General features: G+C 70.5%; 20 protein-coding genes and 1 tRNA gene. 10 read left to right on the top strand and 11 right to left on the bottom strand.

The genetic code is table 11. The features are described from left to right. Positions 1-106 precede the first annotated feature (106 nt). Positions 107-673, top strand: coding sequence for an OmpO family porin (locus H4F99_RS10075; protein ID WP_182669605.1), 567 nt, complete (start codon positions 107-109; stop codon positions 671-673). Positions 674-798: 125 nt separating this feature from the next. Here the strand turns inward: H4F99_RS10075 and zapE are convergent, their stop codons facing one another. The 5 genes from zapE to H4F99_RS10050 form a co-directional block, all read right to left on the bottom strand. Further along, positions 799-1884: a cell division protein ZapE gene (gene zapE, locus H4F99_RS10070; protein ID WP_182669604.1), complete on the bottom strand. Its 1086-nt coding sequence runs from the start codon at positions 1882-1884 to the stop codon at positions 799-801. A gap of 19 nt (positions 1885-1903) precedes the next feature. Next, positions 1904-2593 (bottom strand): alpha/beta hydrolase, encoded by a 690-nt coding sequence (locus H4F99_RS10065; protein WP_182669603.1) that lies wholly within the window; start codon positions 2591-2593, stop codon positions 1904-1906. 22 nt (positions 2594-2615) lie between these two features. Beyond that, positions 2616-4313 carry an ExeM/NucH family extracellular endonuclease gene (locus H4F99_RS10060; protein ID WP_182669602.1) on the bottom strand — a complete coding sequence of 566 codons (1698 nt, stop codon included), beginning with the start codon at positions 4311-4313 and terminating at the stop codon, positions 2616-2618. Between the two features lie 234 nt (positions 4314-4547). Next, complete coding sequence (locus tag H4F99_RS10055) at positions 4548-5063, bottom strand: c-type cytochrome (protein WP_182669601.1); 516 nt, start codon at positions 5061-5063, stop codon at positions 4548-4550. Positions 5064-5174: 111 nt separating this feature from the next. Beyond that, positions 5175-5251: transfer RNA gene (locus H4F99_RS10050), tRNA-Arg, on the bottom strand. 154 nt (positions 5252-5405) lie between these two features. On the opposite strand from H4F99_RS10050, the gene ubiA reads away from it, so the two are divergent. Beyond that, positions 5406-6314, top strand: a complete 909-nt coding sequence (ubiA, locus tag H4F99_RS10045) for a 4-hydroxybenzoate octaprenyltransferase (protein ID WP_182669600.1) — start codon at positions 5406-5408, stop codon at positions 6312-6314. A gap of 2 nt (positions 6315-6316) precedes the next feature. Here the strand turns inward: ubiA and H4F99_RS10040 are convergent, their stop codons facing one another. The 3 genes from H4F99_RS10040 to H4F99_RS10030 all read right to left on the bottom strand — a co-directional run bounded on the left by H4F99_RS10040 (position 6317) and on the right by H4F99_RS10030 (position 9472). Beyond that, positions 6317-7999, bottom strand: a complete 1683-nt coding sequence (locus tag H4F99_RS10040; protein WP_246371799.1) for a mechanosensitive ion channel family protein — start codon at positions 7997-7999, stop codon at positions 6317-6319. A 35-nt stretch (positions 8000-8034) separates the two neighbouring features. Next, positions 8035-8622, bottom strand: coding sequence for an HdeD family acid-resistance protein (locus H4F99_RS10035; RefSeq protein ID WP_182669598.1), 588 nt, complete (start codon positions 8620-8622; stop codon positions 8035-8037). An 88-nt stretch (positions 8623-8710) separates the two neighbouring features. Further along, on the bottom strand, positions 8711-9472 hold the full coding sequence (locus H4F99_RS10030; RefSeq protein ID WP_182669597.1) for a ComFC family protein: 762 nt from the start codon (positions 9470-9472) through the stop codon (positions 8711-8713). Positions 9473-9521: 49 nt separating this feature from the next. Here H4F99_RS10030 and bioB point away from each other — a divergent pair, with 49 nt between their 5' ends. The 6 genes from bioB to H4F99_RS10000 all read left to right on the top strand — a co-directional run bounded on the left by bioB (position 9522) and on the right by H4F99_RS10000 (position 15345). Beyond that, entirely contained in the window at positions 9522-10553 is a 1032-nt protein-coding gene (gene bioB / locus H4F99_RS10025) for a biotin synthase BioB (RefSeq protein WP_182669596.1), read from the top strand. Positions 10554-10595: 42 nt separating this feature from the next. Then, a complete protein-coding gene (gene bioF / locus H4F99_RS10020; protein WP_182669595.1) occupies positions 10596-11795 on the top strand; it encodes an 8-amino-7-oxononanoate synthase in 1200 nt (399 codons plus the stop codon). A gap of 41 nt (positions 11796-11836) precedes the next feature. After that, complete coding sequence (gene bioH / locus H4F99_RS10015) at positions 11837-12616, top strand: pimeloyl-ACP methyl ester esterase BioH (protein WP_182669594.1); 780 nt, start codon at positions 11837-11839, stop codon at positions 12614-12616. 20 nt (positions 12617-12636) lie between these two features. Continuing rightward, entirely contained in the window at positions 12637-13569 is a 933-nt protein-coding gene (gene bioC, locus H4F99_RS10010) for a malonyl-ACP O-methyltransferase BioC (protein ID WP_182669680.1), read from the top strand. Between the two features lie 48 nt (positions 13570-13617). Next, positions 13618-14610, top strand: coding sequence for a multidrug resistance efflux transporter family protein (locus H4F99_RS10005; protein ID WP_182669593.1), 993 nt, complete (start codon positions 13618-13620; stop codon positions 14608-14610). An 87-nt stretch (positions 14611-14697) separates the two neighbouring features. Further along, positions 14698-15345, top strand: a complete 648-nt coding sequence (locus H4F99_RS10000) for a hypothetical protein (protein ID WP_182669592.1) — start codon at positions 14698-14700, stop codon at positions 15343-15345. Here H4F99_RS10000 and H4F99_RS09995 read toward each other — a convergent pair. From H4F99_RS09995 to H4F99_RS09985, 3 genes are read right to left on the bottom strand one after another with little or no spacing between them, the layout of a single operon-like run. Further along, a complete protein-coding gene (locus H4F99_RS09995) occupies positions 15335-15763 on the bottom strand; it encodes a ketosteroid isomerase-related protein (RefSeq protein WP_343064185.1) in 429 nt (142 codons plus the stop codon). The two genes, H4F99_RS10000 and H4F99_RS09995, sit on opposite strands and share 11 nt — an antisense overlap. 42 nt (positions 15764-15805) lie before the next feature. Then, positions 15806-16774, bottom strand: coding sequence for a pyridoxal-phosphate dependent enzyme (locus tag H4F99_RS09990; RefSeq protein ID WP_182669590.1), 969 nt, complete (start codon positions 16772-16774; stop codon positions 15806-15808). 48 nt (positions 16775-16822) lie between these two features. Continuing rightward, a complete protein-coding gene (locus H4F99_RS09985; RefSeq protein WP_182669589.1) occupies positions 16823-17809 on the bottom strand; it encodes a DMT family transporter in 987 nt (328 codons plus the stop codon). A gap of 175 nt (positions 17810-17984) precedes the next feature. Here H4F99_RS09985 and H4F99_RS09980 point away from each other — a divergent pair, with 175 nt between their 5' ends. Together H4F99_RS09980 and mnmG are read left to right on the top strand one after the other, a co-directional pair. Beyond that, positions 17985-18551 carry a hypothetical protein gene (locus H4F99_RS09980; protein ID WP_182669588.1) on the top strand — a complete coding sequence of 189 codons (567 nt, stop codon included), beginning with the start codon at positions 17985-17987 and terminating at the stop codon, positions 18549-18551. 718 nt (positions 18552-19269) lie between these two features. Continuing rightward, on the top strand, positions 19270-21159 hold the full coding sequence (gene mnmG, locus H4F99_RS09975; protein ID WP_182669587.1) for a tRNA uridine-5-carboxymethylaminomethyl(34) synthesis enzyme MnmG: 1890 nt from the start codon (positions 19270-19272) through the stop codon (positions 21157-21159). Positions 21160-21198 lie beyond the last annotated feature (39 nt).

The following is a 21198-nucleotide window of genomic DNA, read 5'->3' as shown; positions in this document are numbered from 1 at the left end:
GTATTAAGTTGCGATTCGGTTCGCCCCGGGATACTGGCCCTCACCGGACGACGGCCATGCAGAAGCCTTCGCCGGCCCATAACGGACTACAAGAGGCCAAGACCTTATGAAGCGTTCCCCCATTTCGAAGCTTGCCGCCCTGGGCCTGATCGCCGCCCTCCCCTTCGCCGCCAGCGCCGCCGATGGCGTGTCCTACAGCTACGTGGAAGGCGGCTACATCGCCACCAACCCGGATGAAGGCCAGGACGCCGATGGCTGGGCCATCAAGGGCTCCGGCGCGATCGCCCCCAACTTCCACCTGTTCGGTGAGTACAACAGCCAGGAACTCGACCGCGTCGACGTCGACGTCGACCAGTGGCGCCTCGGCGTCGGTTACAACCACGAGGTCAACCGCAACCTCGACCTGGTCACCCGCGTTGCCTACAAGAAGTTCGACGCCAATCCGGTCGACCTGGACGGCTGGGACGTCGAAGCCGGCGTGCGTGGCGCGTTCACCCCGAACTTCGAGGGGTACGCCATGGCCGGTTACGAGGACTACGAGCGCACCGACGGCAACTTCTATGGCCGCGTCGGCGCCAACGTTAAGTTCAACCCGAACTGGTCGATCAATGGCGACGTGAAGGTCAGCGACGACTACACCGAATGGTTCGTCGGCCCGCGCTACACGTTCTGATCGACCGGCTCCCTCAAACCGCTCCATCGAGTATCCATCGCGCTGTCTCTCTCCCCCTCCCGCAACGCGATGTCAGCCCGGCCGAACGGCCGGGCTTTTTTTTGGCGCGGCGTCAGGACCCACGCCTAGCCGCGGTGCTCCAGCGCGAGGTATTCCGCGCTCTGCATCTCGATCAGGCGCGAGGTGGTGCGCTCGAAGGCATGACCGAGCCGGTGCCCCTGGTAGAGGGAGACCGGCTGCGCGTCGGCCGTGCAGACCAGATTGACGTGGCGGTCGTAGAGCTCGTCGATCAGGTGGACGAAACGCCGCGCGGGATCGTCGTTTCCGCCGTCGAACACCGGAATGCCGCCCAGCAGGACCGTGTGGTGCTCGGTGGCGATCTCGATGTAGTCGCTGGCGGCCCGCGGCCCGTCGCACAGGGCGGCGAAGTCGAACCAGGCATGCCCTTCGGCGAGGCCCCGCACCGGGATCTCGCGCTCATCGATCACCAGCCGTGCCTCGTCGCGCGGGCAGCCGGCGGTCAGCGTGCGCCAGCGCGCCTCGAGCCAGGCGTCCGAACCGGCGTCCAGGGGCGCGCGGTAGGTGGGCGAACGGGTCAGCTCACGCAGGCGGTAGTCGGTGTCGCTGTCCATGTGCATGACCCGGCAGTGCTGCTCGAGCAGGGCGATCGCCGGCAGGAAACGTTCGCGCTGCAGGCCATCCTTGAACAGCCCGGCCGGTTCGATGTTGGACGTGGTGACCAGCGCGACGCCCTCGGCGAACAGGCGTTCGAGCAAGCGTCCCAACAGCATCGCATCGCCGATGTCGTTGACGAAGAATTCGTCCAGCACCAGCACGCGCAGGTCATGGCGCCACTCGCGGGCGATCGACGCCAGTGGATCCGACTCACCCTTGCGCGCGCGCAACGCCGCGTGGATCTCCCGCATGAAGCGGTGGAAGTGGGTGCGCCGCTTCTCGCGGAGGGGAAGGGCATCGAAGAACAGGTCGATGAGGAAGGTCTTGCCTCGACCGACGCCCCCCCACAGGTACAGGCCGGTCGGCGCCCCGGGCGCCCTGCCGCGCAGTCGATCGAACAGGCCCTGCCTCGGGGGGTCGAGCAGCGCCCGGTGCAGCCGGTCGAGCTCGTCGAGCACCCGACGCTGGGCCGGGTCGTCGTTCCAGTCGCCACGCGCCACCCCGTCCGCATACCGTTGCGACGGCAGCGCGGCCATTGCCGGATCCCGAAGGGACTCAGCCATTCGCGGTCGCGATCTCGGCGGGCAGGTAGGGGCGGATGCCGTTCTTGATCGCGCCGCGCAGGTCCATCAACCGGCGGTGGAAGAAGTGACTGGTATCGGGCATGCGCACGACCTCGGGCGCGGTGCGCAGCCCCTCCAGCCCGTCGAGCCAGGCGTACACGGCCTCCGGATCGACCACCTCGTCGGCGTCGCCCTGGATCACCAGCCAAGGGCAATCGGGCAGGTCGATGGCGTCGAAATCCCAGTTGCGGCCGGCCGGCGGGGCGATCGAGACCAGCATGCCCGGCTGCAGTTCGGCCGCCGCTGCCAGCGAGACGTAGGCACCGAAGCTGAAGCCGGCCAGCCACAGGCTGTGGGCCGGCCGCTGCTGCCGGACCCAGGCGGCCACCGCGCGAAGATCGTCCTGCTCGCCGCGGCCTTCGTCGAACACGCCTTCGGACGCGCCGGTGCCGCGGAAATTGAAGCGCACGGTGCCGATGCCGGACTCGCGCAGCGCGCGGGCCGCCATGGTCACGACCTTGTTGTGCATGGTGCCGCCTTCGGTCGGCAACGGGTGGCAGATGATCGCGGTGGCGCGCCGGGCACTGCCGTCGGCGGGCTCGGCGATGAGCTCGATCGCACCTGCCGGCCCGGGCAGGGAGAGGGTTTCAGCGGCGTCTGCGGGGAAACGGGGCGTCTTCATCCGCCCATGATACGGGGCGGCGTTAATTCCCCGTCGAGGCCGGCGGCCGCGTCCAGTCGAAGCCGACCACGATCGGGTCGTGGTCGGAGCTGCGCCAGGGCCCGGCCTCATGCAGTCGGCCGAAGTAGCCCGCGTCGCGCGGCTCGTCGGCATTGCTGTGCCAGATCGCGGCGCCCGCCAGCCGCGCGGCCAGCGCAGGGGTGGCGAGGGCATGATCGAGCCGGCCCGCCTCACCCTCGTGTACGTAACTGTAGGGCTCGAGCACGCCGGCGACGGCGAACGCATCCTGCCAGCCGGCATCGAGGAGGAGCTGGATCGGTGCCTCGGCGGCATAGCTGTTGAGGTCACCGATGATGAGCCCCAGGTCCGTCCCGCTGCCGGTGGGATCGCCGTCGAGCCAGGCGGCGAGCCGGCTTGCCGAGTCCACCCGCACCGCGTTCCAGCACCCGGCGCCATTGTCGGCGTCGTCGCCAGCGGCCTCGTTGCAGCCCTTGGACTTGAAGTGGTTGACCGCCACCACCAGCGCCGGGCCGCCGGCGAGCGGCTCGAACGCCTGGGCGAGCGGCACCCGGCTGCGCGGCCCCAGGGGCCCGTCCGACAGGGTCGCCGGGCGTCCGACCGCACGCACGCGATCACCGCGATAGACCAGGCCTACGCGGATCGCGTCGTCGCCCGGGCCTCGGCCACTGCGGCGACACTGGCGGTCGCAGGCATCGACGAAACGCCATTCACCGCCGTCCGCATTGAGGGCCTCGACGAACCGGGCCAGGCTGGAGTCGGGACCGTACCCGTCGTTCTCCAGTTCCATCAGGCCCGCGATGTCGGGATCCAGCGCGTGCAGCGTCGCGACCAGCTTGGCCTGCTGCCGTGCCAGCTGGTCGGCGGTCCGCGCACCGCGTGGCGTCGGGAAGCCGCCGCCCGCGCCGTCCCCGTTGAACAGGTTCTCGAGGTTGAGGGATGCCACGCGCAGGTCGCCGGCCACGCGGGGCACGGCGGGGCGGGGCTGCGGCTGCAGGACCGGCGGCACGGTGAGCTGGAGGCGGTAACGCCCATGCCGATGGTCGATGATGCCCTCGGCGCGCGTGACCTCGCTGCCGCTGCGCAGGCGCTCCACGCCCTCCGGCCAGACGCTGCCGGCAACGGAAAGGTCGCGGCCGCCGCGGCCATCGTCGAGGACGAAGCGGCGGCGCGCATTGTCGGCGGCGATCGCCCGGGCCGCGTCGCTGCCCGGCGCTGCACGCTCCGCGGGTTGCCATGGACGCCCGTCGAAACTCGCGCCCACTTCGCCGAAGCGCGACAGGTCCGCCAGCGTCGTCACGGTCAGCGGGGCCTCGATCCGCACCCACATGCCCTCCAGCGGCTCCCAGTCCGCCGGCGGGCTGCGCAGCACGGTGGGCGCAACCTCGCCCAGGCCCAGCTGCTCCACTTCCATCGGGACCAGGGCGGTCAGTCGAACCCCACCGCCCGCATCCAGTTCCGTGACCTGGCCGCGCACGCTCAGCCGGGCGCCCTGCCGTACCTGCGCGCGGAACGGAGCATCGGCGTCGACCTGGAGGAAAATCGCGTCGGACGTACCCGGATCGCCATCCCCGGCGTCCTGCAGGTAGACCCCGCCCAGCCCAGCCGCTTCACTGAAGTCCGCCGTCACCACGCCCTGCACGAGGACGTCCTCGCCGACCCGCCGGCTGCGCGCACGATGTCCCTGCACCTCGCCGATCATCAGCTCCGAAGGGGCCGAGGCGTGGACGGCACTGTTGTCATCCCCTGGCAGGGCATCTCCGCATCCTGCAAGGGCAAGAGCAAGGGCGGCCAGAAAAAGCGTCAGGGGCAGGGCCTGGGGACGGCAACAGCGCATTGAAAGCCTCGGAAGCATCACCGGCCATTATCGGCAGGCCCGGGGGTTAAAACGACGACGCCGCCCGGAGGCGGCGTCGCGGTTCAGCTTGCAGACGACTTAATGCAGGTTGTCCAGCATCCAGTCGACGGCCGCGATGACCTGCTCGTCGGTCAGGGCCGGGTTGCCCCCCTTGGCGGGCATCACGCCGGCGTCGCCGGTGAAACCTTCGATGGCGTGCCGGTGCAGGGTGTCGGTGCCCTTGCCGAGGCGCGCGTCCCAATGGCTGTGGTCCAGCGTGGGCGCACCGCCGGCGCCGGTGTTGTGGCAGCCCATGCACAGGCTGTTGTAGATCACCGAGCCGTCAAGCGTACCGCCGTAGGCCACCTGCGACGCGGCGGCGGCCTGCGCGGCGGCGGCGGCGGCGGCCTGCGCGGCGGCGCCGGTGCTGCCGGCATACACGGCGCCGACCGGGGCGATGCGACGCTCGGTGCGCTGCGCGACCGCCGGGTCCACTTCAGGCGGGATCTTGTTGTGCAGGATGCCGGCCCCGACGATCAGGCCCACGGTCACCAGCATCAGGAAGCCGATCACCATCGAGAAGTGCTTGAGGAATTCGAGGTCGTAGTTGCGCACGATCCACCTGTGTGGCGCCGCCCCGGAGGCGGCGCGAAGCCATCAACAAGGACCGCACCACGCGGCCCACGCGCCAGTATACGACCGCCCCCGCCCTCTACCTGGCGGGGGTGGCGCGCCTGGAGGGATTCGAACCCCCGACCAATGGCTTCGGAAGCCACTACTCTATCCGGCTGAGCTACAGGCGCCTGGCTGGTACCCGGCGGGCGACGGAAACGCTCGTCGCTCGCCCGGGGGAGGCATTCTAGCGACAATTGCGAGGTTTCGCGCCATAGTGCCCGCCAATATCCGTCCAGGGTCGCCCGGCACGACGTGCCGCAGGGTGCCCACCGGCCCCGTCCGATGAGCTACGAACGCTTCGAAACCCCCGTCGAACCCGAATGGCGACGCAGGCTGCGCCTGTATTGGACACTCGTGCGCGGCGACCGGCCCATCGGTTGGTTGCTCCTGCTCTGGCCCACCTGGTGGGGTCTGTGGCTGGCGGCGGGTGGGGTGCCTCCGCTGTGGACGCTGTTCGTGTTTTCGGCGGGCGTGTGGCTGACGCGTTCGGCAGGCTGCGTGATCAACGACTATGCGGACCGCTGGCTGGACCCGCATGTCGAACGCACCCGCGGCCGCCCGCTCGCGACGGGTGCGGTCTCCGGACGCGAGGCCCTGTGGGTGTTCGCCGTCCTCATGCTGGCGGCCTTCGCGCTGGTGCTGACGATGAACCGGCTGACGGTGCTGCTCAGCGTGGTCGGCGTCGTGCTGGCCGCGAGCTATCCCTACCTGAAGCGCCACACCTACCTCCCGCAGGTGTACCTCGGGCTGGCGTTCGGCTGGGGCATTCCGATGGGCTTCGCCGCGATCCAGGGCGAGGTGCCGCCGCTCGCGTGGTTGCTGTACATCGCCAACATCGTCTGGTCCACGGCCTACGACACCTGGTACGCGATGGTCGACCGCGAGGACGACATCCGCATGGGCAGCAAGTCCACCGCGATCCTGTTCGGGCAGGCCGACCTCATCGCGCAGGGCGTGCTGTTCGGGCTGTTCCTGCTGGCGATGGCGCTGGTCGGACAGCGCGCGTCGCTGGGGGTGCCGTACTGGATCGGCTGGATGGCCGCGGCCCTGCTGGTGGGCTGGCAGTTCTGGATCTGCCGCCGGCGCGAACCTGCCGCCTGCTTCAGGGCGTTCCTGCAGAACCACTGGGTGGGGCTGGCATTGTTCGCCGGCATCGCGATCGCAGTGTGGCGGTCGCCCGTGGCTGGCTGAGATCAGTCCGGGGCGTCGGCTTTCGCCGGCGTGCCGGGTACCGGCAATCCTTCCCAATGCTCACGGGGCACCAGCTTCGGCGCTTCGGTGTCGCCACGGTAGTTGGGCGACATGATCTGCACGCCCGCCTCGTTGAAGGCGTCCTGGACGTTCGACAGCAGGGTCGTGCGAATGGCATTGCGCCGCATCGGGTCGGCGAGGCGCGTGCGCAGGGTGTACTCCACGTAGAAATCGCTGAGGGCGGTCTGCAGGACGAACGGCTCGGGGGCCTCCTGCACGCCTTCGGTCGCGGCAGCCGCCTGGAGCAGCAGCCGCTGCACCTGGCGCCACGGCGTGTCGTAGCCAATGGTGACGTTCGTATCCATCCACAGCCCCGCACCGTCGGGATGGCGGGAATAGTTCTCCAGCCGTCCGTTGAGCACCACGGTGTTGGGAAAGCTCACCTCGACGCCGGTGAAGGTGCGCAGTCGGGTGGTGAACAGGCCGATCTGCAGCACCACGCCCTCGGTATCGCCGATCCTGACGAAATCGCCGTTCTGCATCGTCCGCGAATACAGCAGCGTAAAGCCGCCCGCCGCCTGCCCGATGATGCTGGAGGCGCCCAGCGAGACCATCAGGCCCACCAGCACGCTCAGGCCCTTGAAGGCGTCGGTCTGCGCGCCAGGCAGGTAGGGGTAGGCCATGGCCAGCGCGAACAGCCAGATCACCGCGACCATGAGCTTGCGGGTGGGCTCGGCGAGCTGCGCATCGATGCCCAGCAGGTTGTAGCGGCCATGCTCGACGCCCTTGAGCATCAGGCCCAGCGTCTTGGTGATGGCACGTGCGAGCAGGAAGATCAGCACCACCGTCAGCAGCCCCGGGATGGCGCTCAGCACGCCGCTGCCGAAATCCTTCAGGCGGGCGACGATCCAGCCGGTCATCGCATCCGCCCAGGGACGGGTATAGGCGAACTGGCCCAGGCAGAAGCGCAACCACTCCTCCACCAGCACCAGCACCACCACCCATTCGATGATCCGCACGGTCCATCGGAGCACCGTGACCATGCCGCGGATCAACTGCCGGCCCGCCTCGGCGCGGGTCGCGGACAGGCGCTTCTGCACCTGCCGCTCCAGCCACTGGTGCAGGCGCAGGACCAGCCAGCGGTAGCCCCACAGCACGCCGACCAGGATGGCCGTGGCAAGCAGGCAGAACAGCGCGCCCCGCAGCAGGTGGCGGGGTTCCTGCTGCTCTTCGGCAGCGGCGATCGCGGCGCCGAGGCGCGATACCAGATCCGCCTGCGCCTGCGCGAAATCCTGGCCGGAGAGCGGGTCCACATCGCCCGGGGTCAGCACCAGCGCAGCGGCCCCGCCCACGGTGATGACCACGCCCTGCGGGACCTTTCGCTCGCCCAGGGATGCCACGCCCGGCTGCGCCACCGCGGTGGCGATGGCACTTTCCGCGTTGCGTGCGCGGCGCTCCGGCGGGATTCCGAGGAAGGGTGCCCGGAACGTGACGATGTCGCGATTGAAATAGGTGACGGTGGCTTCGCGTTCCGGCGTCGCCCCGTCCGTGGATTCGGCGGGGGTCGCCTCGCCGCCATCGACGAGGTCCGGCAACTGCGCCGATGCCAACGGTGCCCACAGGACCAGCAACAGGCCAAGCAACAACGCCCCGGCCGCGCGTCGGGCATGGCCATGGCGGAGCATCGAACGCACCGTTCCCTCCCCCGTACCCGCCCAGCTCAGCCGGCCTTGAGCGAGCGCAGCTTGAAGCCTGCGAACAGCTGCACCAGCCCGTAGAGAAGCGCGCCAATGCCGATCCACAGGCCCACCGCAGCGAGGCCCACCACGGGACTCATCGCGAACAGCAGACCGATCACGATCGCAAGCACGCCGCTCAGCGCAACCAGCCATTCGCCGGAGATCTGCTTGCGGACCCGGATCGCGAACACGAGCCGATAGACCCCGCCCACGATCAGCCAGGCGGCCAGGAACATCACCAGCACGCCGGCGGTGGCCACAGGATTGGCGATGGTCAGCACGCCCAGGGCCAGCGAGGCCAACGCATAGACCACCTGCCAGCCCTTCGACAGCGCATGCTTGCCGGTGAACAACGCGATGACCGCGAAGATGCCTTCAACGAGGGCCATGAAGCCGAAGAGCCAGGTCAGGCTGAGGGTCACCGCGGCGGGGCGGAACAACGCGAACAGACCGAACGCGACCGCGATCAGCCCATAGATGACGAGCAACCACCAACTGCGTGCCAACTCCTGTACCAGCGGCGACCCTGCGACCGCGGCGCGAACCGTGGTGTTCTGTGACGTGCTCATGCGCATCCTCCCCGGATGGACTCGACGGTGGGCCTGGCAGCGGCGCCGACCCCCGTCGCAGGATGCGCGAGGCCATGTAAGCCCGGCGTCAAGGAACCCGTGCGCAGACCCAGGCATCGACGCGCTCGATGCCGGAGCGCCGCAATGCGTTGGCCGCGGCGTGCAGGGTCGTGCCGGTGGTCATCACGTCATCGACCAGGACCACGTGCCGCGGCAGGCCGACGCCACCCCGGACCTCGAATGCGTTCCGCAGGTTGAGCCTCCGGGCCGGGCCGTCAAGCCGCGACTGCGGCACGGTGTCGCGGGTCCGCAACAGCAGGTCGTGGCGCAGCGGCAGGCGCAGGCGTCGCGCCAGCGGCCGCGCCAACTCCAAGGCCTGGTCGTAACCGCGGCGTCGCAGGCGTGCGCGGTGGAGCGGCAACGGCACGATCGCCTCGGGCCATGGAACCGTCGGCAGGTGCCGCCACAGCGCCGCGGCCATCCATTCGCCCAGGACCCGGCTGGCGGCGAGGTCCCCGTGGAACTTCGCCCCCGGCAGCAGGCGATCCATCGGCCAGCGGTAGGCGAAGGTGGCATGGCAGCTCGCCAGCGGCGGCGGGCAGCGCTGGCATGCCCCGCAGGCGCGGCCGGCTTCCTCCATGGGCAGCGGCTGCGCGCAGGCCGGGCAGGCGTGGCGATTCCACGGCAGCACCTGTGCGCACACGGCGCAGAGGCTGTCGAGCCCGCCCTCGCCGGCTTCGTCGACCGGCTCCCCGCACACCAGGCACCCGCGCACCCGGCATTGCCTCAGCAGTTGGCCGACCCGGCCGTAAACTTCGCGGAGACGATGCTGGTTGACAGGAATCTGCATGGTTTCCAGACTGGCCGCCCCGCCCGGCCATGTCTGTCAGAAAAGTCCTATGCCTGCCGTCAGAGAAGTGCCCGCCCTGCGCCACGACTGGGGCCGCGCCGAGGTCCGCGCGCTGTTCGACCTGCCCTTCCCGGTCCTCCTGCGCCGTGCCGGCGAGGTCCACCGCGCCCACTTCGACCCGGCCGAGGTGCAGGTCAGCACCCTGCTGTCGGTCAAGACCGGCGGCTGCCCCGAGGACTGCGGCTACTGCCCGCAGGCGGCGCGCTACCACACTGGCGTCGACGCGACCAAGCTGATGAGCACCGAGGCGGTGGTCGAGAAGGCCCGCCAGGCCAAGGCCGCCGGCGCCAGCCGCTTCTGCATGGGCGCCGCCTGGCGCTCGCCGAAGGATCGCGACATCCCGAAGGTCGCGGCGATGATCCGCGAGGTGAAGTCGCTGGGCCTGGAAACCTGCGCCACCCTGGGCATGCTCAGTGGCGAGCAGGCCACCGCGCTGCGCGAGGCCGGGCTGGACTACTACAACCACAACCTCGACACCGCGCCGGAGTTCTACAACGAGATCATCCACACGCGCGAGTTCCAGGACCGCCTGGACACGCTGGGCCATGTCCGCGATGCCGGCATGAAGACCTGCTGCGGCGGCATCGTCGGCATGGGCGAGGGCCGCGAACAGCGCGCCGGCCTGCTGCAGACCCTGGCCAACCTGCCGGCGCACCCCGACTCGGTGCCGATCAACCGGCTGGTCCAGGTCGAGGGCACGCCGCTGGCCGGGACGACCGAGCTGGACCCCTTCGAATTCGTCCGCACGATCGCCGTGGCCCGCCTGCTGATGCCCCGCTCGATGGTGCGCCTGTCGGCCGGCCGCGAGGCGATGAGCGACGAACTGCAGGCGCTGTGCTTCCTCGCCGGGGCGAATTCCATCTTCTACGGCGAGAAATTGCTGACGACCGGCAACCCCGACACCGAGCGCGATATGGCATTGTTTGACCGACTCGGGCTGCGACCGATGCCCGTGGTCGAACAGGGGGACACCGTCCATGCGGACATCATCGATGCCCAGGCGCGCGGCTGCGCAGCCTGATCCATGCCTTTTCCTCGACGCCGCCCCCTTGGGGGTGCGTCCGTGAGCCGCCCGTCCTGGCATGAACGGGTCGAGCGGGAGCGTGCCGAACGTGACGCCGGGCAACGCCGCCGCCACCGCCGGCGCGTCACCCAGCGCGACGGCGCCCGCTGCCAGGTGGACGGCCACTCCCTGCTCAACTTCTGCGGCAACGACTACCTGGGCCTGTCACAGCACTTCGCCGTCGTGGGCGCGCTGCAGGATGCCGCCGCCCGCGAGGGAGCGGGCGGGACCGCCTCCCACCTGGTCTGCGGCCACCATGCCCACCACGAGGCCCTGGAACGGGAGCTGGCCGACTGGTTGCAGGTACCCGCGGCGCTGCTGTTCGGCAGCGGTTTCACCGCCAACCTCGCGGTCATGCAGGCCCTGCTGGACGACGGTTCGATCTGTGTCCAGGACCGCCTGAACCACGCCAGCCTCATCGACGCCGCGCGTCTCGCCGGCTGCCGCCTGCGCCGCTATCCCCATGCCGATGCCGAGGGTGCGATCCGGCAACTGCGCAGCCTGCCGGACGGCCTGGCGATGCTGGCCACCGATGGCGTCTTCAGCATGGATGGCGATATCGCCCCCCTACGCCAGCTGGCGCTGGTGGCGCGCGTGCAGCGCGCATTGCTGTACGTGGACGATGCCCACGGTATCGGCGTGGTCGGACCCAACGGACGCGGGAGCGTCGCCGAGGCCAAGCTGGGGGTGCAGGATGTCCCGCTGCAGCTCGCCACGCTGGGCAAGGCGCTCGGCAGCTATGGCGCCGTCGTGGCCGGGGATGCCGACCTCGTCGGCCATCTCGCCGAAACCGCCCGCCCCTACCTGTACACCACCGCGCTGCCCCCTGCGCAGGCCGCCGCCACGCTGGCCGCGGTGAAGCTCGCACGCAGCGACCAGTGGCGCCGCGACAAGCTGCGGGACCTCGCCGGGCGCTTCCGCGCCCGTGCGCTGGCAGCGGGGCTGCCGCTGCTGGACAGCGACACCCCGATCCAGCCGGTGATGTGCGGCAGCGAAGCCAGTGCGCTTGCGATGTCCGCCGCGCTCGAGCAGGCTGGTTACTGGGTCGCGGCCATCCGCCCGCCCACCGTGCCCGATGGCCGTGCACGGCTGCGCATCACCCTGTCGGCCCTGCACGGCCCAGGGGATGTCGACGGACTCGTGGACGCCCTCGCACATGCCCGCGACCGCCACCCCATCGAAGCCGCCCACGCCTCATAGCGGCCGGTTGTCCGCCCCTTTCCCCCACCCCTGTTGTCCCGATGCACATTGAAACCCACGGCCGCGGTCCGGCACTGGCCCTGATCCACGGCTGGGCCATGCACGGCGGCCTGTTCGCCCCGCTGGTCGAACGGCTGTCCGACCGCCATACCCTGCACCTGGTCGACCTGCCCGGCCATGGCCATGCGCGCGACAGCGCCACGCCCCTGGACCCCGCGGCCCTGGCCCGGGCGCTGGTCGAGGCCGTGCCCGACGCGGTCTGGCTGGGCTGGTCGCTGGGCGGCCAGTTCGCCCTGCGCGCGGCACTCGACCATCCCGACGCCGTCCGTGGCCTGGTGATGGTCGCGGCCTCGCCCCGCTTCGTCGCCGGCGAGGACTGGCCGCACGGGGTCGGCCCGAACCTGTTCCGTGATTTCGGCGACGCGCTGCGCCGCGACTTCCGGGGCACGCTCGAGGGCTTCCTCGCGCTCGAGGCACTGGGTTCGGCCAGCGCCCAGGAGGAGCTTCGCGCCCTCCGCGCACGGGCATTCGAACGGGGCGAACCGGCCGAACGCGCATTGCAGGAGGGGCTGGTCCTGCTCGACCGGCTCGACCTGCGGGTGGAGCTGCCGGAACTCCAGGTCCCCAGCCTGTGGCTCAGCGGCCGGCGCGACCGCCTGGTGCCTTCCGGCGCGATGCCCGCTGCCGCGGCGCTGGCGCCGGGTGGCCGCAGCGTGGTGATCCCGAATGCCGGCCATGCACCCTTCCTCGGCGCGGCCGACGCCGTGGCCGCCGAAATCGATGCGTTCGTCCAGTCGCTGCCCGCACCGGTGGTCCCGTGAGCACGTCGCCCCCGCTTCCGCTGTTCGACCACCGCCAGGTCCGCCGCGCCTTCTCCCGCTCGGCGGACCATTACGACGAAGCCGCGGCCCTGCAGCGCGAAGTCGCCTCACGACTGATGGAGTCGCTGGATTACCTCTCCGACCCCGCGGTGGCGATGACGCCCGGCTGCGTGCTCGACGTCGGCTGCGGACCGGGCCACGCCGCGATCGCCATGCAGGCCCGCTGGCCGAAGGCACGCGTGGTCGCCCTGGACCTGGCCGCGCCCATGCTCCAGGCGACCCGTGGCAACGCCGCCACGCGACCCGGCGCCGGCCGCCCCCGCTGGCTGGGGGGTCGCGCGGCGCCGCTGCCCGTCTGCGCCGACGCCCGCGCGCTTCCGCTGGCCGATGCCAGCGTCGACCTGCTGTTCTCCAACCTCTGCCTGCAATGGGTCGAGGACCTGCCCGCGGTGTTCGCCGGGTTCCGTCGCGTGCTGCGCCCGGGCGGACGCCTGCTCGTCTCCACCTTCGGGCCCGACACCCTGCACGAGATGCGGAGCGCCTTCGCCGAAGCCGACGCCGCGCCCCACGTCAGCCTGTTTCCCTCGATCGCGCAGTTCGGCGACGCCCTGGTCGCCGCCGGGTTCCGCGACCCGGTGCTGGACCGCGACCTGTTCGTCCACGGCCACGGGACGCTCGGCGGGCTGATGCGCGAGCTGCGCACGCTCGGCGCCACCAATGCGAGCGTCGAGCGGCGCCGCAGCCTGACCGGTCGCGCCCGGTTCGCTCGCGCGGCGGACGCCTACGAGGCGCTCCGCGGGGCCGCCGGGGGCCCGTTGGCGGGCCTGCTGCCCGCGACCTGGGAGGTGATCTACGCGCAGGCCTGGGCACCGCCGCCGGGAACGCCGATCAAGCTCGACGGCATCGACGAAGTCCACCTGCCCGCGCACGGCATCCCGGTTCGCCGGCGCTGAGTTCCAGCCGCCATGACGGGCATGCCGCACGGCGCGCACACTGGCGGCATGCCCGAGCGCCGCACCGCCCTGCTTGCCGTCGCAATCGCACTGCTGTCCGCCCTGTTCTTCACCTGCACCTACGTGATGAACCGTGCGGCAGCGGTCGATGGGGGCCACTGGGCGTGGACCGCATCGCTGCGCTACCTCGCGACGCTGCCGCTGTTGTGGCCGCTGATGCGCTGGCAGGGAGGCAGCGGCGCCGTACTCACGGCGCTGCGCCGCCACCCGCTGCCCTGGCTGGCATGGAGCGCCGTCGGCTTCGTCCTGTTCTACTGCGGCCTGAGCTTCGCCGCGGCCAGTGGCCCGTCGTGGCTGGTGGCCGGCACGTTCCAGTTGACCGTCGTCGCGGGCATGTTGTGCGCTCCCTTCCTGTATCGCGATGCGCGTCGGCGCATCCCACGCGCGGCGCTGGGGGTTGGGCTGGTGGTGGTGGCCGGCGTCATGCTGATGCAGTTCGGCGAAGCCGACGGCGGGCTCGATGCCGCGGGCTGGATCGCGCTGGCCAGCGTCGCGGTGGCCGCCTTCGCCTACCCGCTCGGGAACCGCGGGCTGCTGCTGCACCTCGAGCGCACCGGCGAGCCCCTCAACGCGACCCAGCGGGTCTTCGGGATGACCCTCGCCAGCCAGCCCGCGTGGCTTGCGCTGGCCGCGTTCGCCTGGTTCAGGGCCGGCCCGCCCGGGGGATCGGAAATCGGCCTCGCGATCGGCGTCGCGATCGGCGCGGGGATCATCGCGACGGTGCTGTTCTTCCAGGCCACGGGGATGGTCCGGAACGATCCCAGCGCGCTCGCGGCGGCGGAAGCCATGCAGGCGGCGGAGATCCTGTTCGCAACCCTGTTCGGCGTGATGTGGCTGGGGGAAGCCTGGCCCCACGGACGCAGCGCATGGGGTGCGGTACTGGTGGCCATCGGTATCGTCGCCTTCAGTGCGGTCGCCGCGCGCAGCGCGGCCGGCTCGAGCCGCGCGACCCGCCAGCTCCGCAGCGACCGCGGCGCCTGAACGAACGCCCCGCCGCGCGGCAACGCGTCATGACGGTTCAGCCGCCCGCGGATAGATTCGGGGTTTCGCCCTTGCCGGATCGTCCCGATGCGCCCCTTCGCCGTTTCCACCCTGTGCACGCTTGGCCTGGCGATCGGACTGGCGGTGGCCAGCGCGCGACCCGCGTCGGCCACGCCGCCGCCCGGTCCGGATACCCGCGCGATGATGGAGGCCTGGGGCCTGGACCCCGCGGTGCTGAGCGGAAATGCCTCGCAGCTCCTGCTGCGTACGCCGGACCCGGCGGTCGACACGCTTTACCAGGCGGTGCACCACAGCCTGCAGGACCCACGCGAGGCCCGCCTGCTGTGCGCGGCCTTCGAGCCCGGCGGCGACCGCAGCCTGGACGGCCTGAACCGCGTCGCGGCGGGCCTCAGCGATACCAGCCGGCAACGCTTCGCCAACGCGGTGGTGCTGGTGCTGATGAGTGCGGCGCAGGGCGTGGCCCAGCCGTGGGACGTCGACGCGGCGCGACAGGCGCTCAAGGCCGCCGCGGTGCGTGCGGCCATCCTCAACGACGGGTTCACCGCCGCCCTCAACGGAAACGATGCGGACGCCCGCTGCCGGGCGGTCGGCCAGCTCACCGCCGCCCTTGAAGACCAGCCGCAGGCCGAACGCGCCGCGGTCACCCGCCTGCTGCTGATGGAAGGCGTGGCCATGCTGGCGGGCGCGGCCTCCAGCGACGCCCTCAGCCGCTGACCTGCTCCAGCCAGTCCTGCAGGTTGTAGTAGTTGGTCACGCGGGCGATGCACCCGCCCCGGATATCGAAGAACGCGCCGCCCGGCAGCCGATAGCGCTGGCCGCGCGCCGGCGGCAGGCCTTCGTCGTCGGCCCTGTATTCGCCATGCACCACGTATTCGGCCGCGGCCCGCGAGCCGTCGGAGGACACCAGGACCACCACGTCGTCAAGGCGTTCGCGGTAGCAGCGCGCCATGCGCCCCAGGAACGCCTCGAATGCCGCCTTGCCGCTTTCACGCGGCCCGTTGTTCACGTCGTGCACGACGTCGTCCGCCAACAGCTCGAGCATGCCGGCCCAGTCACCGCGATTGAAAGCCGCGTAGTAGGCCAGCAGAAGCTCGGTGGCACGGTCGTGGCTGCGGGTTCCGTCGATCCTCACGGCGGGCTCCTGCAACGGGAAGGCCGCCATGATGCCACTGCTTCAGGACGTCACGAACATCGCCGACACGGCGTCCAGGTCGACGTTGCCCCCCGAGAGGACGAGGCCGACCCGGCGCCCGGCGAAGCGCTGCGGATGCCCCAGCACCACGGCCAGCGGGATCGCCGCCGACGGTTCCACCACCAGCTTCAGGCGCTCCCACACCAGCCGCATCGCCCGGATCACCGCGGTATCGTCGGCCAGCAGGACCTCTCGCAGGTGCGCCTGCAGGATGGGGAAGGTCACGCTCCCCAGCTCGGCGCGCAGGCCGTCGCAGACGGTATCGGCGATGCGTCCGGTGATGCGCTCTCCGGCGGCAAGCGAATCGTGGGCATCCCGCGCGCCCAGCGGTTCGGCACCATACATCGCAATGTCGGGATCGGAGGCGTGGGCCGCGATGCAGGCGCCCGACAACAGGCCGCCCCCACTGACCGGCGCGACCACGGTGTCCAGCCCCGGGGCCTGCCGCAGCAACTCCAGCGTGGCCGTGCCCTGCCCGGCGATCACCCGCGCATCGTTGAACGGATGCACCAGCACGCCGCCGGTATCGGCGAGCACCTCGGCGGTCGTCGCATCGCGGGACGCCTGGGCGGTCTCGCAGGGGACGATCCGCGCGCCGTAACCGGCGATCGCGGCCAGCTTCACCCGGGGCGTGCTTCGCGGCGCCACCACGGTCGCGTGGGTGCCACGCAAGCGTGCGGCCAGCGCCACCGCCGCGCCATGGTTGCCCGAACTCTGGGTGACGATGCCGCGCGCGGCCTCGGCATCATCCAGGGAGAACACCGCGTTGCAGGCACCCCGGAACTTGAACGCTCCGACGCGTTGCAGGTTCTCGCACTTGAAATGCAGCTCGCAGCCCGCCATCGCGTCCAGCGCGCTGGAGCGCAGCACCGGCGTGACATGGGCATGGGGGGCGATGCGGGCAGCCGCGGCCAGGACGTCGGAGGCCGTGGGAGGAGTCGCTGGATTCATCCCCGAAGCGTATCCCAGCCCCGTCGCGCCAGCACCTTCAACGCGGACTCAGCGGAGCTCGCCCGCAGTCGGTTCCGGGGGGATCGAGGGCGGCAGGGTGGTCACGACCGGTGCCGCCCTGCGCCGTCCCAGCAGGCTCACCGTCACTGAACCCGCGACCACCAGCAGCGCACCCGCCCACCCCAGCGTGTCGATGCGCTCCGGCGCCAGCCAGCCGGGCCAGAGCACCGCGACGGCCGCCGATGCCGCGATGCAGAGCAGCGGCGTCGTGGCGAGTACGACGGACACCTTCGACGCTTCCCAGTGCGCCAGCGCTTCGGCAAACGCGCCGTAGGCCCCGATGGTGTTGAACGCACAGTAGCCGAGGAGCAGCCAGTGCAGGCCATCCAGGCGCAACAGCGCACTGGGCGTCGCGAAGGGCCAGAGGGCCAGCGTGGACAGCGCATAGATGAACAGGAGGATCTGCATGGAGCCCAGCTTGAGCAACAGCTGTTTCTGCAGCAGCGCATAGATCGCCCACGTCACCGCGGCCACCACGACCAGCAGCGAACCGGTGAGGTATCCGGGGCCGCGCGCCCCTTGCCACTGGTCCAGCGAGAACACCACCAGCCCCCCCACCAACATGCCGAAGCCGATCCACTGCGCCGCCCGGAACGACTCGCCGAACACCCAGATCCCGCCCAGGGCCATCAGCAGCGGCGCCAGCTGGATCAGCAACTGGGTGTTGGCCGGCGAGGTGTACTGGATCCCCAGCAGGTAGAACACGTAGTTCGCGAGCAGCATCACACCCGCCAGGGCCAGCAGCCCCCAGCCCACGCCTCCCAACCGGGCATAGCCGCCCAGGCGACCGCGCAGGCCCAGCCACGCCGCGGTGAACACGGTCGCGACCAGGAAGCGGAACCAGGTCAGGGTGATCGCGTCCAGCTCGTCCAGGACCACCTTGAGGGCGATCGGCAGGGTCGCCCAGCACAGGGCGGTGGTCAGCGAGAGACCCAGGCCCAGACGCCAGTTGCCTGAGGCACGGTGAAGGTTCATGGTGGGATGCATCGACGCGGGGAGCGCATGCTCTCACCCTCCCGCACCCCCCACAAGCCTTCGTCCGCCCGCTTCGCGACCCGTACGCCCGGGACCGTTCGGAGAGGGACGAATTAAGCGCGAGTTCAATGACTTACGCGCATGGTGGACCCATCCCAAAAGGGGGATCCTTGTCATGATCCGCACCATCGCCCTTCCCGCCGCAGCGCTGCTCCTGCTGGGCGCATGCAGTACCTATTCGTACCGCCCGACCGGCAACGGTGGCGGTTACTACTACGGCCAACCGTCGGTGGAGTACCGCCAGTACGGCGGCTATGGCTACGGTCGCTACGGGTACGGCTATGGCCCGTGGAGCTACGGTTACGGGTACGCCCCCTGGGGCTATTACAACCGGCCGGGCTGGGGCAATCCCTACTACCCGGGAAATCCCTACTACCCCTACTACCCGCGCCCGCCGGTGGTGATCCGCCCCCCGCACCGGCCGGATCACCCTGATCGGCCTGATCGGCCTGATCGGCCCGACCGTCCCGGCAGGCCGGATCGTGGCGACCGCCCCGATTCGCCCTGGGATCACGTCAACAACATCAACCGTCGCGAGCAGCGACCGCCCAGGATGGTGCCGGACCGGACCGCCCGCGAGGTCCAGACAGCACCCCCGAGGCCGGCCCCGCGTCCCTCGGCCCCGCGCAGCGGCGGGAATCGGGAGCGCAGCCCCTGGGGTGCGCTGGAGCAGGAACGCTGACCCACCCTGCGGCACCGCACGTCGGGGACGTGACCGCCGTCGCTTGACGGCCTGCCGCCCGGAGGCGCAAAGTAGGGCCACCTGACCTAAATCGTCGCATTGCGACGTTGAATGGGTCAGGGAAACTGGAAACTGCAAGCGTCGATGTCGGCGTTCGACGAGGAATCACGGATCCCCCCTGTTCCGTCCCCGTCGAGCGTCGGCGCCTTGCAACGCACCACACTGACTTGGCCGCGAAATGCGGCCATTTTCTTTTTGGGCATTCCCCCGGGAACCCCGCAGACGGATAAGCGGGCAGCAACGGCCCTGGAAGAAGCGACCTCGCGCGCGACGAGAAGCGCGACGAAAGATAAAAAAAGGGCCGAACGTCCCCCGACATTCGGCCCTCTGCTTCCCCGGCGGGCACTTGGCCAGCCCCTGTTCCAATTCCGGCCAGCGCGTGAAGCGCCTGCCCCGTCGGGTGCATGTATAACGATGCAGGATGCGTGCCAACTTTTTGTGGGAACAGGCGATCCGCCCCTCCAGGCCTTAGAATGGGCGCTCGCGGTTTGCGTTCCGTGACCGGCTTCCCATTGACCCCTGCATCCGCGCCGCGTGCTGCGGCCCGCATCCAAGGTATGCACGGCCACTTGGGGTGACCGATTGCGACACCCGTGGCCGGGCCGGGTCACAAGCTGCCATCGGGCGGACCCGCCCACCAATTTCCGAGACCAGAGGCATGGGCAAATCCTTCTACCAGTACGACGTGATCGTGGTCGGTGGCGGCCACGCCGGCACCGAGGCCGCGCTGGCGTCCGCGCGCGCCGGTGCCAGGACCCTGCTGCTGACCCACAACGTCGAGACGGTGGGCGCGATGAGCTGCAACCCGGCGATCGGCGGCATCGGCAAGGGCCACCTGGTCAAGGAGATCGATGCGCTCGGCGGCCTCATGGGGCGCGCCGCGGACGCGGCCGGCATCCAGTGGCGGCGCCTCAACGCAAGCAAGGGCCCGGCGGTACGCGCGACCCGCTGCCAGGCCGACCGGTCCCTGTACCGGGCGTTCATCCGGCGCGCGGTGGAAGGCCAGCCGAACCTGACCCTGTTCCAGGCCGCGGTGGACGACATCGAGTTCGCGGGCGACGCCGTACGCGCGGTGGTGACCCAGACCGGCCTCCGCTTCGAGGCCCCGGCCGTGGTGCTGACCGCGGGCACCTTCCTCGCTGGCAAGGTCCACATCGGCCAGGCCACCCATGCCGCAGGCCGTGCCGGCGACCCGCCCGCGCAGGCGCTGGCGCAGCGCCTCCGTGAAGGGCCCTTCGTGGTCGACCGCCTGAAGACCGGCACGCCGCCGCGCATCGACGGGCGCACGCTGGACTATGCGGTGATGGAAGAACAGCCCGGCGATGATCCGCGCCCGGTGATGTCGTTCATGGGCAGCGCCGCCGACCATCCGCGCCAGGTGTCCTGCTGGATCACGCATACCTCCGAACGCACCCACGAGATCATCCGCGGTGCGCTCGACCGCTCGCCGCTGTACACCGGCCAGATCGAGGGCACCGGCCCACGCTACTGCCCATCGATCGAGGACAAGGTCGTGCGCTTCGCCGAGAAGGCGAACCACCAGATCTTCGTCGAACCGGAGGGCCTGGAGGTCGCGGAGATCTACCCGAACGGCATCTCCACCTCGCTGCCCTTCGACGTGCAGCTCGAGCTGGTGCGCAGCATCCGTGGCTTCGAACAGGCGCACATCACACGGGCCGGCTACGCGATCGAGTACGACTACTTCGACCCGCGCGGCCTGAAGACCACCCTGGAGACCAAGGCGATCGCCGGCCTGTTCTTCGCCGGCCAGATCAATGGCACCACTGGTTACGAGGAAGCGGCGGCACAGGGCCTGCTGGCCGGCGTCAACGCCGCGCGCTTCGTGCGCGAGGCGGCCGGCTGGTCACCGCGCCGGGACGAGGCCTACCTGGGCGTGCTGGTCGATGACCTCACCACGCACGGCACGTCGGAGCCGTACCGGATGTTCACCAGCCGCGCGGAGTACCGGCTGCAGCTGCGCGAGGACAACGCCGACCTGCGGCTCACGCCGGTCGGCCGCGACCTCGGCCTCGTCGACGATGCGCGCTGGTCGCGCTTCGAAGCCAAGCGTGACGCCATCGCGTGCGAGAGCGCCCGCCTCGGCGCCCTGTGGGCAGCGCCGAACAACCCGCTGGGCCGCGCACTGGCCGACACGCTGGGCATCGAACCCAGCCGCGAGACCCGCGCACGCGACCTGCTCAAGCGCCCGGAACTCGACTACGCGAAGCTGGCATCGGTGCCCGGCATCGGTCCCGGCGTGGACGACCCCGAAGTGGCCGAGCAGGTCGAGATCGACGTGAAGTATTCCGGTTACCTGGATCGCCAGCGCGAGGAAATCGAACGCGCGCGCCGCCACGAAGACACCGCGATCCCGACCGGTTTCGACTACGCCACGGTGCGCGGGCTGTCCGCCGAAGTGCAGGGCAAGCTCGACCGCGTGCGCCCGCAGACCATCGGCCAGGCCCAGCGCATTCCCGGCATGACCCCGGCGGCCATCTCGCTGCTGCTGGTGCACCTGACCCGGCAGCGGCGCAGCCGGGTGGCGTGATGGCCCCGGCCAACCCTGCCATCCGCGCGCAGGGTACCG

It is taken from the genome of Marilutibacter penaei (genome assembly GCF_014145395.1).
Classification (GTDB): Bacteria; Pseudomonadota; Gammaproteobacteria; order Xanthomonadales; family Xanthomonadaceae; genus Marilutibacter; species Marilutibacter penaei.
Note: the sequence above shows the minus strand (reverse complement) of the source record. Positions and strands in the feature narration are given on the sequence as shown.

Coding starts and splice junctions, on each gene's coding strand:
- H4F99_RS10075 (WP_182669605.1), top strand. CDS start 107: ATGAAGCGTTCCCCCATTTCGAAGCTTGCCGCCCTGGGCCTGATCGCC.
- zapE (WP_182669604.1), bottom strand. CDS start 1,884: ATGGCCGCGCTGCCGTCGCAACGGTATGCGGACGGGGTGGCGCGTGGC.
- H4F99_RS10065 (WP_182669603.1), bottom strand. CDS start 2,593: ATGAAGACGCCCCGTTTCCCCGCAGACGCCGCTGAAACCCTCTCCCTG.
- H4F99_RS10060 (WP_182669602.1), bottom strand. CDS start 4,313: ATGATCGGCGAGGTGCAGGGACATCGTGCGCGCAGCCGGCGGGTCGGC.
- ubiA (WP_182669600.1), top strand. CDS start 5,406: ATGAGCTACGAACGCTTCGAAACCCCCGTCGAACCCGAATGGCGACGC.
- H4F99_RS10040 (WP_246371799.1), bottom strand. CDS start 7,999: ATGCTCCGCCATGGCCATGCCCGACGCGCGGCCGGGGCGTTGTTGCTT.
- H4F99_RS10035 (WP_182669598.1), bottom strand. CDS start 8,622: ATGAGCACGTCACAGAACACCACGGTTCGCGCCGCGGTCGCAGGGTCG.
- H4F99_RS10030 (WP_182669597.1), bottom strand. CDS start 9,472: ATGCAGATTCCTGTCAACCAGCATCGTCTCCGCGAAGTTTACGGCCGG.
- bioB (WP_182669596.1), top strand. CDS start 9,522: ATGCCTGCCGTCAGAGAAGTGCCCGCCCTGCGCCACGACTGGGGCCGC.
- bioH (WP_182669594.1), top strand. CDS start 11,837: ATGCACATTGAAACCCACGGCCGCGGTCCGGCACTGGCCCTGATCCAC.
- H4F99_RS10005 (WP_182669593.1), top strand. CDS start 13,618: ATGCCCGAGCGCCGCACCGCCCTGCTTGCCGTCGCAATCGCACTGCTG.
- H4F99_RS10000 (WP_182669592.1), top strand. CDS start 14,698: ATGCGCCCCTTCGCCGTTTCCACCCTGTGCACGCTTGGCCTGGCGATC.
- H4F99_RS09990 (WP_182669590.1), bottom strand. CDS start 16,774: ATGAATCCAGCGACTCCTCCCACGGCCTCCGACGTCCTGGCCGCGGCT.
- H4F99_RS09985 (WP_182669589.1), bottom strand. CDS start 17,809: ATGAACCTTCACCGTGCCTCAGGCAACTGGCGTCTGGGCCTGGGTCTC.
- H4F99_RS09980 (WP_182669588.1), top strand. CDS start 17,985: ATGATCCGCACCATCGCCCTTCCCGCCGCAGCGCTGCTCCTGCTGGGC.
- mnmG (WP_182669587.1), top strand. CDS start 19,270: ATGGGCAAATCCTTCTACCAGTACGACGTGATCGTGGTCGGTGGCGGC.